General features: G+C 41.0%; 7 protein-coding genes. 1 reads left to right on the forward strand and 6 read right to left on the reverse strand.

Features of this window, described 5'->3' with window-relative positions; genetic code table 11:
• The first annotated feature begins 257 nt into the window (after positions 1 to 257).
• Positions 258 to 1,661: an MFS transporter gene (locus N0M98_RS13675; RefSeq protein ID WP_259618207.1), complete on the forward strand. Its 1,404-nt coding sequence runs from the start codon at positions 258 to 260 to the stop codon at positions 1,659 to 1,661.
• A gap of 612 nt (positions 1,662 to 2,273) precedes the next feature.
• Here N0M98_RS13675 and N0M98_RS13680 read toward each other — a convergent pair.
• The 6 genes from N0M98_RS13680 to N0M98_RS13705 all read right to left on the reverse strand — a co-directional run bounded on the left by N0M98_RS13680 (position 2,274) and on the right by N0M98_RS13705 (position 13,323).
• Entirely contained in the window at positions 2,274 to 3,656 is a 1,383-nt protein-coding gene (locus tag N0M98_RS13680; RefSeq protein ID WP_259618208.1) for a restriction endonuclease subunit S, read from the reverse strand.
• Positions 3,656 to 5,074 carry a class I SAM-dependent DNA methyltransferase gene (locus N0M98_RS13685; RefSeq protein ID WP_259618209.1) on the reverse strand — a complete coding sequence of 473 codons (1,419 nt, stop codon included), beginning with the start codon at positions 5,072 to 5,074 and terminating at the stop codon, positions 3,656 to 3,658. The genes N0M98_RS13680 and N0M98_RS13685 overlap by 1 nt, the downstream gene beginning before the upstream one ends.
• The gene (gene hsdR / locus N0M98_RS13690) at positions 5,071 to 8,334 is read right to left on the reverse strand and encodes a type I restriction-modification system endonuclease (RefSeq protein WP_259618210.1); all 3,264 of its coding nucleotides are present in this window, start codon (positions 8,332 to 8,334) and stop codon (positions 5,071 to 5,073) included. Before hsdR ends, N0M98_RS13685 begins: the two co-directional genes overlap by 4 nt.
• Before the next feature lie 422 nt (positions 8,335 to 8,756).
• Positions 8,757 to 9,593 carry a hypothetical protein gene (locus N0M98_RS13695; protein WP_259618211.1) on the reverse strand — a complete coding sequence of 279 codons (837 nt, stop codon included), beginning with the start codon at positions 9,591 to 9,593 and terminating at the stop codon, positions 8,757 to 8,759.
• Between the two features lie 161 nt (positions 9,594 to 9,754).
• Positions 9,755 to 10,156, reverse strand: coding sequence for a (deoxy)nucleoside triphosphate pyrophosphohydrolase (locus N0M98_RS13700; protein ID WP_259618212.1), 402 nt, complete (start codon positions 10,154 to 10,156; stop codon positions 9,755 to 9,757).
• A 14-nt stretch (positions 10,157 to 10,170) separates the two neighbouring features.
• Complete coding sequence (locus tag N0M98_RS13705; protein WP_259618213.1) at positions 10,171 to 13,323, reverse strand: DEAD/DEAH box helicase; 3,153 nt, start codon at positions 13,321 to 13,323, stop codon at positions 10,171 to 10,173.
• Positions 13,324 to 13,377 lie beyond the last annotated feature (54 nt).

The following is a 13,377-nucleotide window of genomic DNA, read 5'->3' on the forward strand; positions in this document are numbered from 1 at the left end:
TATCATTGTGATGTCAATAGTTCCAGGAATATCAAAATAAACAAAAGTAGAAAAGTCTTTATTGACAAAAGGTTTTTGCGATAATAATATAAAAGCTAAGTTAGATAGTTATAACTTTAATACAAAGATACAAAGTTATCTAATCTGAAAGGGGCTAGTTAATTAGAGAAGAAAATCCATTATCAAGCGATCCAGTATATTTTGAACGGGTATGAAAGCGGTTTCTAATTGTAATAATGCAGAAGAAGGTGATATTTGTGGAGCAAAAAAAATTACTCATTCGCTCGAAGGATGATATTATCCAGTTTGTAAATTCTAATCCGGTTAGTAAGGGTGGATGGAAAGTCATTCTTGTTGCACTAGGTGGAGTATTTGTTGACGCATATGATGTTGTAAGTCTTGGAATCGGAACCGATCAACTCAAAGAACAATTTCACTTATCTCCATCGCAACTAGGAATGCTTACAGCCATCATGGCGGTGGGGGCATTACTCGGGGGAGTTTTGGGAGGGTATTATACAGATAAATTTGGTAGAAACAAAATGTTTATGATTGATTTGTTTTTTATGGTTTTTGCCGCTTTAGGTGCGGCATTAGCTCCTAATTTACCGATTCTTATCTTATTCCGTTTCTTAATGGGTATCGGTATAGGAATGGACTTGCCTGTTGCATTAAGCTTTATCGCAGAGTATTCGAATTCACAGAAAAAAGGACAGTTTGTAGCTCTTTGGCAAGCACTATGGTATATTGCAGCTGTTGCTACCGGATTAGTTATCCTCCCCTTCTATCTCATGGGAGCGGCTGATAACATTTGGAGATGGGCCGTAGGATTTGGTGCAGTTGCAGCCTTAATTGTCCTTATCTTCAGATTTATGTTTATGAACGAAAGTCCCATGTGGGCGGCCACTCACCTTCCTTTAAGAGAAGCAGCGAAAGTTTTGGAAAAAACCTATAACATTTCAGTCACTGTTCAGAATAATCATCAGGAACAGAAAATCAGTAAGGAGAACAAGCCGTACTCCATTATTTTTAAACCTAGATATAGAGCTCGCACGATCTTGGTAGGTATATTAACTTCCACACAAGCTATGCAATATTTTGCTGTAGGTTTCTATATTCCATCCATTTCTGCTATGTTGTTCGGTAAAGGAATCATTAATAGTATTTCAGGTACCATCTTTTTCAACCTTTTTGGTATTCTTGGTGGATTTTGTGCCGCTTTCTTATCGAACAAATTTGGAATTCGAAAACTTACGTCAACTGGCTATTTGATTGCTTTTGTAAGCCTCGTTATTATCGGGGTAGGAGGCAATTTGCCCGGGATATTGTCAGCATTACTGTTAGCAGTATTTATTTTTGGTCATTCTGTTGGACCAGGAGCGCAATCTAAAACAATGGGAGCCATATCCTATCCTACTGAACTTCGTGGATTAGGTACCGGATGGGCCGAGGGGGCAAGCCGAATCGGGAATATGACTGGACTCTTCCTATTCCCTGTAATACTCGCTTCTTCAGGCTTAGCCCATACACTTCTATATCTGAGTATTGTACCGTTTATTGGTTATATTGGATTGAAAATTATTAAGTGGGATCCAACGAATGTAGACGTTGAAAATGAAGAGGCTTTTCAGGAATCAAATAGTGTAACCGTTTCTAATTAGTGAAATATTTGGTTTCGCCACATAATAAAAGACATTTGAAACCGCCCAGGTGTGCGATTGCACACCTGGGCGGTTTCGATCTGAGGTCTGGACAACTTACGCCGTCAACTGGCGGACATTATGCATTAGCAGTAACAATCCATTTGATATGCTTAAAAAAATATAGAGATCATGTGCCGCGGCGGGATACCGGTTCTTTGGAATTTAGTATGATTACAACTTTTAACTTATGCACAAATTACACATGTACTGTATGCGGGAGCATGTGGGAGTTGTTTGGGTTCTGTGTTAGTTGGTCAAAACCCTTGATATATAAGGGTTTTGACCTCTGTGTATTGTTCGTTTTGTTTGAGTTTTATTGGTTGTTGACGATGTTCGTCAACAAGTCGTCAACAGCTATTAGTAAAATTTGTGCAAAGGGCTAAGCCTGATTTCATCGCTGCCAGTGTGGCGAGCATTGCCCCTATTGTATCCTTCAATGTCCGAAACTCCTTTTTTCACAAGGACTTTCGGACATTTTGTTTTTTCTAGACACCACAGGTATCCTCATGAATTTGCGTGACCACAAAAGTGACCACAGAGTTTATACCCGACACTATTGCAATCGTTCCTCTATTGAGCTACTTCTTTAAGCAATTCCAATGCACTTTCTTCGTTTGGATTGTTAGTACCTAGTTCACCACGGAAAGCACGAGCCAAGATTGCTTTCTTCATAATGTCAATCTTATCTATTATATTAATTAATTCGTTGACTCTTTGTTCCCTCTCGAGGAAACCATCTAGCAGACGAACTACTTCCTTTTGTTCAGATAGGCTCGGCATTACAATCTCTATACTCAAAAAGCCCTCTTGAGTCAGATTCACACCACTTTCAGAAATACCTGTTTTCATTCGATTTATTTCATCCAAGATGGAAGATGTATTCAATTGATAAACGAGAAATTCAGGTATTGTTTTATGTCCTAGGGCGTTGAACCGATACGCTTTATCACAAAGCAATAGACGAGGTCTAACGTTTTTAACAAGGCAACATACTCCAACACGAATTCTAGGACCTGCACGAGTAATTAATATATCGCCATCCTGTAACTCATGCTGTATTTTAGGCTCTAAGTTAGAAGGCAACTGTTTGTTTTCCATCTCGTTGAAATGCATATGTTGAATCGCAGTTGTTTTGATTACTGCCCACATATCTTCGCTTTCAGAAGGATGTGTTTCGCATTTCGGACTCCAACCCTGGTTTAGCTTAGAAACATACTCTTTAATGGGTTTTCGCTCCCAACTATCCATCCCGATACCATGCTCTTTACGCCACTTCGCAGTAAGCTCCCCTGTAAAAGCTTTGTGTAGGATAGCGGCTTTACGTGTTTCAAAGCTATCTAAAGCATTTTGTGCCAATTCCTTTGCCTGATCAAGCTTAGCAAACAGGCTTTCAATACGGTCAACAATACGTTGTTGTTCAGCAAGCGGTGGCAATGGATAAGCGAAATTTTCAATATCATCTTTTCTTATAGAGGGGGAATTATCCCCTTTCATATATGCATTTAGTCCATTTACTACATAATCACTCGTCATAAGATAAAACAGATATCTGCTGTTAAATACTTTACTTGGCCTGCAAACATAAAACCCCGTTGAAGCAATACAGTCAGACAAAGACTCATCAATATAAGCGATATTTCTTAGATATGGTCTAACGAGAGAAAATAACGTTGAGCCAGTATATAGTTTTCGGCTAGCTCGACTAGGAGCCTCAGAAACCGCTATTATTTTGGGTTCCAGTACCTTTTGACCTTTATTATCGATGGATTCTATATCAATATATCTGAAATAGTCTCCTGTAGGTCTCTTTGATTCCATTTTATCAAACGCAATTCTTCCGTACACCCAAAGCCAATTATCAGGCACCTCAGTTGGCTGTTCATCCTCAGGCACCAACGCTTGTTTTAATAACTCTTCTCCCCATAGATTCTGCTTTTTCTTCACCGTAGCCATTAGCGACTAACCTCCAATGACTTCAGTTCCTTAACCACGCTCAAAATTAAATCAACTGCTTCTTCAAGCTGCGCTACGACTTGCTCTCCGCTCTCAATTGGATCAGGAAGATCGTCATAATCAAGAACGCTCTCATCGCGAATCAGCCCCATATCGAGACTATTGTTCTTCGCTCGGATTTGCTCACGCGTGAATACATTCCAACGCTCATCCTGTACCTTGTGACGATCTTCTGCTGTATATGCCGCTATAAACGCATCAAAATGCTCTGCCTTTAGCGGATTTGTTTTACCGAACGACGGCATGTTCGTGCGCATATCATAGAACCATACCTCTTTCGTATTGTCCTTATCGGACTTGCCTCGCGTAAAGAAGAGTACATTGGTCTTAACGCCCTGTGCATAAAAAATTCCGGTCGGTAGACGCAAAATGGTATGCAAGTTACATTTGTCCATCAAGTCATTACGAATAGAAGCACCGTCCCCGTCAGCAAAAAGGACATTATCTGGTAGCACAACAGCTGCTCGAGCCTTATCATTCGGCCTCAAACTGCGATAAATATGCTGCAAGAAGTTCAACTGCTTATTTGACGTAGGATATGTAAAGTCGTCCCGTGTCGCACGCTCGCCGCCTTTTTTCGTTCCAAACGGTGGATTCGAGAGCACGACATCAAAGTCTTTCATTGACTTCCCTTGATTGGACAATGTATCGCCAAGTATAATCGGTCCTTCGATATCATGTAACATCGCATTCATCAAGGCCAAACGGTGGGTTTCATGCACAAGCTCAGAGCCAGAAAATGCTTGTTTACGCTGGAATTCCTGCAACTCGGGCGATAGAGCAAATAGATCATCTGTTTGATCCTTAACATAGCGATCAGCAGCGATCATAAAACCAAATGTTCCGCACGCTGGGTCATTACACTGTTCACCTGGCTGTGGAGCAATAAGCTTCGTCATCACATCAATTAACACACGAGGGGTAAAGTACTGCCCTGCACCAGACTTCTTCTCGTTTGCATTTTTCTCAAGCAATCCCTCGTAGAGGTTGCCAAGTCCTTCTTCTTTAGCCGAATACCAATCGAGTGCATCAATCGAAATAATGAGCTTCTCTAGGTTTTTGGGCTCATCAATATTCGAGGAAGCCCCCGCGTAAATTTCTCGCACTCGACCTTTGGTATTCTCACCTAGGTGATTGAGCAGCTCCTTATAGAACTTCTTAAGATCAATCCCTTTCGGCTTAAGCAGTTGATCCCATCTATACTGTTCTGGGATTTCCTTTTCAGTCTCGGTTTCTTTCGCCATCTTCAAAAACAGGATATAGGTAAGCTCAGTGACATACTGATGGTACGTAATTCCGTCATCTCGGAGAACATTACATAGGTTCCATAGCTTAGATACGATCTCTTGGTTGTTCACGCTGATTGTCCCCCATCTTCAAATAAATACTGATTCAAATCTGTAATAATGGTATCAAGCTTTTCTCGGAAAATCTTATTGATGCGATTGTAGCCGCCCTGATTCTTGAATGCACCAGTATTGAATAGATCACGGTCCAGAATCGGCTCGTGCAACAATACCGTTTCTATACGCTGAAGCCAATCCAGCTCCATTTTCGTAAAGGAGTGTTTCTCCTTTAGCTTGGCAACTGCATGTTTTGTACGCTCTTCTCTGCTTACCAACGCAGATCCAAGCGCTTCCTTACGAATAAAGCTAATAATATCCGCTGTAATGTCCTCATTGGATAACTGCTTCCAAGCGGTATTCAGCTGCTGTTCTGTAAACCCTTCACGGTCCAATTCCAGGCGCAAGCTCTTTAAACTTTCTCGAGTAAGATCGCTTGGCCGTGTACAAACGACTTGGAGAGCTGCGATTTTGTTCATGTTGTTTGTAATGAATACCTTAAACTCATCCAGGTAGTCCTTCGGTTTCAGCCCTTTACCGTAACCACGTTCATGAGAGACAAGCTCATCCTCTTTATCCGAAATCACTACAGCTCTTGGCTTACGGCTACCGCCTTCGTTCATAATATCAAATATCTTCCGATGAGCGAGAACATATGCTTTAGCTTGTTCGATTGGCATGTGTTTGACTTTCTCAATGAATTGGTCTGGTGTATCACCTTGCGCAATGTCTCTGAAATATGCCATGGCGTCTTTCGTCATACTGCGCTTCTTACGCTGCATCTTAGCCACAATGAGATCAATTTGATTTTGAAGCTGTTTCTCGGTCGATAGCGCGTTAAGTCCATCCAGCAAATCATCAAAAGATGTCGAAGGCTGGATCACCACTTGCTTCATTGTATTTACATCTTCAAGCGATTCATAAACGCCAACAGGATCGTAAATCTCAAAATGAGTCTTGCCAATTTCAGGGCAAAGTCGTGTAGCACGACCCATCATCTGTTCAAAGAGGATACGCGACTTAACCCGTCTCATAAAGACAAGAGTCGTAATCTTAGGTACATCAATACCTGTTGTTAATAGATCGACTGTAACGACGATATTAGGGTAACGTTCATTTTTAAAACGTTTGATGGCCTCTTGTACTTTCTTTGGATTTCCACCGCCGATGCTACCTGTGATCTTCATGACCGCATCGTTATCTACCCCAAATGGCTCATAAATCTGTTTAAGAAGCTTAACAATGATATCGGCGTGGCTATCGTCAACGGCAAAAATGAGTGTCTTCGCATCGCCTTCTGGATTAATGTCTTGAGCAATCTCGGTCAATACGGTGCGGTTGAAGTTCTCCGTAATGACTTGGCGGTTAAATTTCTCCACATCGAATTTTAACTCATCTTCCAGCTCGCCACTATTTGTAATTTCTCCCGTAATAGGGTCATAAATTGGGACGACTTCACCTTTTTGATAGGTAATCCCTTCTTTGCTTAGCTTGGTGACAATCGTATGGGGAGCATCATGATCTACAAGGTAGCCCTCGACAACGGCTCGGCGGTAAGTATAGTTGAATACAGGCTGCCCAAATATCTGTGTCGTTTGAACTGCTGGTGTTGCCGTTAACCCAATTTTGACAGCATTAAAGTAGTCAATGACCGCACTATACTTGCTTGCGTAATCTTCCTGATTACGGTAGAGAAGTTCGTCATCGCTCATTTCTTTGTCCAGGATATAGCCGCGGTGCGCTTCATCGATTATGATTAAGTCGTAGTCGGAAACAGCAGGGATGGTTTCCCCTTCGTTGTAAAGAACACGTTTAACCAAGCTTTGTACCGTGGCGACATGTACCTTGGTCTCCCTATCAATTTCCTTATCGCTGAGCTCCTTGATGTTATAGATGTTATCTAACGTCATGAGCTCTTCGATCTTGACTTCTTTGAATACGTCCTGCGCCTGTTCTCCAAGTGAGGTGCGGTCAACAAGGAACAAGATTCGCCCAAAACGGCCAGATTTCAAGAAACGATACAACATCCCTAAAATCGTTCGCGTCTTACCTGTTCCTGTAGCCATTGAGAGCAGTACTTTGTCTTGCCCATTGAGAATGGCTTTTTCAGCCGCTTCAATGGCCTCAATTTGGTATTCGCGAAGATTGAGACCGTCAGGATCACGAAGCAAATCATATGGCGTTGCACTCAGAGCTTGATCTGCTTCATCTGTATTTTTGCTCAATAATTCCATAACACCGTCCGGACTCATCCAGCCTTGAAGGGCTTTGGAGATATTTGATTGTTTGCGTACATCGAGAAACCAAATTCCTGATTTCGTCTCAAGCTGCTTCAAATACTTCCGACCGTTCGTTGCGAATACGAAAGGTACTTTATACTGACTCCAATTACCTACCTGATAGGCTGCGTGTTCTTCACTTACGGATTGTGCGTATTCCTTGCACTGGTTATCGATTACGGACGGAATATCTGTGTACTTGCGTTTCGCCTCAATAATTCCAACCATTTGAAGCCCAACGAATAAAGCGTAATCGGCAGATCCAGATTTACCGTTGGTATTGCGTGTCGGCCATTCAGCAATTGCAAGGTAACGACCTTTCTGTGGTCGCGTTCCTTTCGAATACCGCAAATGGACCGTGTCTGCTTCCCAACCAACCTTTCGCAGCTGCTCGTCGATGATGTACCTCGTTTGCGCCTCTGAAAGCTGAAGCTGTTGAGCTGCGCGACTCCCTCTTGAGGTGCGTTCTTCGATCGTCATCGTTTGAGCTACTTTTGCTTGTTCAGCTAGCTTTGTCAACTCTTCAATCTTGGCTTCCTTTTCACGAAGAATCGCTTCGTAATCAACCTTAGATTGAGTCTTCTCAAGAGGCAAAACAAACTGAGCAGGCTTATACTGCCAGTCTCCATACGTTTGCATGAACCAAATGCTTAACTCGTGGGCCATACCCATAAGAACTTTACATTGTTCTAGCGAATCGTAGTTCGCATGCACGGCTTTATTCCGAGCCATACGCAAGCTATATAGGATATCATCAATTTCGCGTGGTAGTAATCCCTGACCCTTCAACAGCTTAATTCGGTTTGCATGTGTGTTGTCATAGCTTGGAGGTTGAATACCATCTAGCTGCATCATGAGGTTAACGATCGTTTCGCCTAGTAAACCCAGTTTAATTAGGCACGAATTGGGATCCGAATAAAGATATTCTTCTGCGGTGCTGCCTATTTGAGCAAGTACTGGAAAGGCGCTATCTAAGAATATGAAATTGGACTCCATCCTTCTCCTCCTCATGTACTGATTAATTATCCATTTATGTGTTACCGCATTTAAGTAGAGCGCTAATATGTCCTAAGCACTATTCTTATTTCGCCATAATGACGACAAGTTCCTTCATCTAGGTATGGGCTATCATGTAAACTATACTAAAAAGAGCACCGATTGGGTGCCCAGACCAATTGTATTCAACACTAATTAGGAATAACTTTTGGGCGAACCCGCCACGATCTTCCTTCTTGGCTAAACGTACTTGTTCAAACTCCTCGATACTTACACCTTTGCTCTCCACAATCGCGTAAATGACTCTTCCCCTATTGCAGGACTTGCAGGCTAACACAAGGTTCCATAACTGTGGTAGTAGTTTTTCGAATTACCCGTCTATGTATACCAAAGAAAGAAATGTTACTTGTGCTCTAATAATCTTATTTAAAAAGATTACTTACTTCGTGCAGTATGGCATAAAGCTTTTTATTATCTAAGCTAAATGCGGAGTAGCGATCTGGTCTAACATCTATTCCTTTCTCAGTCTTTTTCACTTCTCCAACACAACAACAGACAACTTCCGATTTAACTTCTTTTTTCGATTTTGCATAATCTTTAATGTATGGGAAGAGTTCGAACTGTACACGATTGTTCACTATAAAGTTTTCATTGAAATGGATTTTTATGTTTATACCTTTTGTAGATTTCAAATTAATATATGCGTATTTCTCTTCGAGGTGTATATGAGACACTAACCCAATTATACATCTGACCTGGAAATAATCTTGTTCACTGATATTCTCCAAAAGCCGTACAGGAATACGTGGTTCTCTACCTTTTGTTATATCCTCGCCTTGGCCAAATAGAATTGCCGTTCCAGAAATCTCGTCTACTAATCCGCCTGTAGGACTTGTTAGGTTGGAAGAATTTCGTTTTCTACCACCGTTAAATTCAGAACCAGTCTGTTTTTTTGTAAATGCATTGTATGCTCTTCGTAATACCGAACTTATGTGTTCATCAGATACATTATACTTATAATCAGGATCATATCTTCTTCTATTCTTTTCTGATTCTTCATAACTTATTGAGTTGGGACAACCCTCAATGTGTTTACCTTTATCATCTACATCAGCCGCCTTATTTACATTACTTCTTCTCCAAGTTCTAAAATGGCTGACCTGAATATTCCCTTCAATGAAGACTAAATGAGCGTTACAATTAGGTGTGGGACAAAACAGATATCCTTTATAATGCGATTCATAGCTTTGTTTATCCATATCACTTGGTGTGACGGGAAGCTCAATATCATTTTTTCTGAAAATGGCCTCGGTTATTTTAATAGAGATATCGTTCTCCTCCTAATCCTCATTGTAATCTTAAAATACTATTATATTACAAAATTATACACTAGTATTCGACACATAAAAATAGCCATGGACTAGTCCATGGCCTTCGACGAGTTTCCAATTAATTTTTTCACAAACATAACATCCGCCGGAGCAAATTCATACTCTCCTAGCTCTTTCGAATACACCCATTTACATTGATCGTGATCGACTAAAATAAATTTCCCACCCACTAATTTGGCCTTATATGCATGCAGTCGGATAAGCGTCACACCATAATAATGGTCATTCACTCCGAACGGTTCATACGGTTGAATTTGAATGTCCATTTCTTCTAGCAATTCTCTCTTGAGACATTCCTCAACAGTTTCATTATTCTCTATCTTGCCACCCGGAAACTCCCACAAACCTTCTTGAGCTTTACCTTTCTTACGTCTAGCTATTAGAATCTGGCCATGTTCGTTTTCAATTATTGCCGCAGCCACCTCAATCATTACCTTCATTTCTCCTATCCTATTGCCTTATTTGCCACCGGCACCAATTCCGGAGGCATCTCTTCCTTCAATCTCCAAACGAAACTCATGGGTTTATTCCCTTCGTGCCTTACATATTCGGCTTCTCCTAGAAAGACAAAAGGCGAAGTAAAATTATTCTCCTCTTTATATTCGCGGACGAATAATGCAATTCTATTCCCCATCTGTTTATGATGCATATATCGCTTGGCAGTGTTGGTTTCTTCCGAAATACGACTCTGAGTTTGCCAATGAAAAAGACATTCATTGATGGCGTAATCTTCATAGAGGGTCGACGGAGAAAAGTCTTTATCGGATTTATTCAGTGTAATAAAGAAAATATCCGTTCCCTTATCCTCGAAATACTTTACTCCTTCACGAAAAGCTGGAGCCTTCTCTTCATTCCAAAAGCCGAAGGCCGCTAGCACTTGGTCCGTTGAATATGTGCAATGTAGATCTAACGGACATACGTAAGGGAATTCATTCCTCCTATCGACAAAGTTAATATGTGCGTAATTATATTTAAGTATTTCAATGATCTCTTCCTTGAACATGTTGCAAGAAACAATAGATTGAACAGCATTATTTATGTCCAGATACCCTTGTTTTTGGGGCTCAGATCGGTAGAAGGTATAGTAAAACATATTCAGCATCAGACGCTCTTCTTCTGTTTGTACGGGTTTTCCTTGCTCAAGATACTCGATTAAAAAGCCTAAAAGTCTCCGAGAGTTAATACTTAATAAAGCCGGAATACGTTTTGTTAGGTACTCCAAATTCTCAAACTCAAATGGCTCTATTAAACCCGCTTCAGCCATCAGGCCTCGGAATGTTCGATTCCCATTACGTCCACCGTAGAAATCATAAAGACTCATTCCGTGATATCGAATGAAATTTTCTAGCGTTAAACTCAATCCAGTATCTTCTGCAAAATATTTGAGCTTACCAACCAGGCTCTTCCTATTAATTGTCGTTTGCTTCAGATTTCTTAGGATGTATTCTTTTGCCTGTTTCTCAAGTTGAATGAAACTTCCGCGTGGTAGGCTGGAAAACCCGTTCTCGACGTAGTGCTGAACGGAATGCTTTGTTTTGCCAAGTATAGCTCTAAATTTCTCTTGGAAATTATATTCTTTTTGCGCTTGTCCAATAAAATCAAGAACCGTTAAGCATTCTTTTCCATCTGCCAAGCGAAGCCCTCGACCAAGCTGCTGTAAGAATACGGTCAAGCTCTCTGTAGGACGCAAAAATAAGATCGTGTTGATCTCCGGTATGTCTACCCCTTCATTGTACAGATCGACAACGAAGATCACCTTGATATCACCTGAAACTAATCTACCCTTTGCAGAACTACGCTCCTCATCGCTAGACTTTCCATGCAGTGCAATAGCAGTTATCCCCGACTCATTGAAAACCTTAGCCATATAGAGCGCATGATCCACACTCACGCAAAATCCAAGTACTTTCATATCATCCAAATCTGTTACATATTTTTTTAAGCTATTTATAATTTGACTTACCCGAATTTTATTATGGGTGTATAAGTTCTCCAGCTCATTGAGATCGTAACCGCGCCTTGTCCATTTGACTTGAGATAAATCAACACTATCTGTCACACCAAAATAATGAAAGGGACAAAGCAACTTCCGATCAATCGCATCCGTTAAGCGAATTTCTGCCGCGATGGTGTCATTAAAGTAGTGCAATACATCTTTTCCATCCATCCGCTCAGGAGTGGCTGTTAACCCTAATAATATCTGAGGCTGGTAATAAGACAAAAGCTTTTGATAGGAAGGCGCCGCGGCATGGTGAAATTCATCAACGATGATATAATCATAAAAATCTGGAGTTGTTTTTTCAGCAAGCTTTAATGTATTAAAACTTTGAATACTAATAAACAGATGATCAATGGAATCGGCTTGATTACTCCCAACATGAAGCTCCCCGAAATTCAGATCCTTCAAGATAAAACGGAATGTATCCAGACTTTGCTTAAGGATTTCCTCGCGATGGGCGACGAAGAGTAGTCTTGCTCTCTGATTACGACCGGCAAACCGCTTATAATCAAATGCAGAAATAACCGTTTTCCCTACCCCAGTAGCAGCGACCAACAGATTTCTTGTTCTTCCATAAATCACTCTCTGAGCCTCTAACTTCTCAAGAATTTCTTTCTGATAATCATAAGGTGTGATGTTAAATTGGAAGGTTAGTAGGTTGCTCTCCTGTCCCTTCTTTTTGCCAAGTGCCTGCTTGAGCAGTAATTGATGCTCCTGATCCGAGATGGAGAAACTCTTAAATTCCCGATCATTCCAGTAGCTCTCAAAGGTCGCCTCTATTTTTTTAAGAACATCGTAGGAATCCTTCTCCGTAACCTTTACATTCCATTCCAAGCCGCTCGTAAGAGCAGGATTTGATAGATTGGATGACCCCACGTAGGCTGTAGTAAAGCCTGTGTTTCTTTTAAATAAGTACGCCTTTGCGTGTAATCGTGTACGATCCGTGTCATAAGAGATTTTGATATCCGTGTTCGGTAGCTTGCTTAATTCTATGACGGCCTTATAGTCCGTTGCTTCCATATATGTTGTTGTTATGACACGTAAACGGCCCCCATTTGATGTGAACTCCTCTAACTGCTCCATTAGGCAGCGCAACCCACTCCATTTAATAAAGGAAACCAATAAATCAACCTGATCTGAGGTTACGATCTCAGTTTTTAGTTCACTCATCATATTGGGCTCCGAATGAGATCCTGTAAATAATGAACTTTGTGACAATGGAGTTGTAGGTCTATTAACCTTGGAATCCTTGATGCTACGAATGTGGTTCAGCTTGGAATATACGTAGGCTAAAACCTCCCCCCGTTCATCAAGCTGCCATTCCCTTAACTCCTCGTTCCCTAGAGTATTGCGAAGGGTTGCAATAAGTTCATTGCAAGTCCGCACCTGCAAAAGTAGCGCTTCTTCATCATCACTATTTTGTTCACGAATCATTTTCAAAGCTCTTCGGGTCACTGCAGCTAAATAATTAGATAGTTGTTTTCGTGCTTCCTCTGGATCAAGTTGTTCTATACCAATTTCGTATAGCGAAGGATCCAGGTCCGACAACTGTCTCCTTGTAAGATTATTAATAATTTGCTCGTACAGTCCCTGCTTCATAAAGCACCTCATCTGCCTTGGAGTCACCTAAATAGACGATTTTATACATGAAGA

It is taken from the genome of Paenibacillus doosanensis, from assembly GCF_025060755.1.
Taxonomy (GTDB): domain Bacteria; phylum Bacillota; class Bacilli; order Paenibacillales; family NBRC-103111; genus Paenibacillus_S; species Paenibacillus_S doosanensis.

What these genes read in the sequence shown, in the direction of transcription:
- N0M98_RS13680 (WP_259618208.1), bottom strand. Translation starts at nt 3,656, where the DNA reads ATGGCTACGGTGAAGAAAAAGCAGAATCTATGGGGAGAAGAGTTATTA.
- hsdR (WP_259618210.1), bottom strand. Translation starts at nt 8,334, where the DNA reads ATGGAGTCCAATTTCATATTCTTAGATAGCGCCTTTCCAGTACTTGCT.
- N0M98_RS13695 (WP_259618211.1), bottom strand. Translation starts at nt 9,593, where the DNA reads ATGGATAAACAAAGCTATGAATCGCATTATAAAGGATATCTGTTTTGT.
- N0M98_RS13700 (WP_259618212.1), bottom strand. Translation starts at nt 10,156, where the DNA reads ATGATTGAGGTGGCTGCGGCAATAATTGAAAACGAACATGGCCAGATT.
- N0M98_RS13705 (WP_259618213.1), bottom strand. Translation starts at nt 13,323, where the DNA reads ATGAAGCAGGGACTGTACGAGCAAATTATTAATAATCTTACAAGGAGA.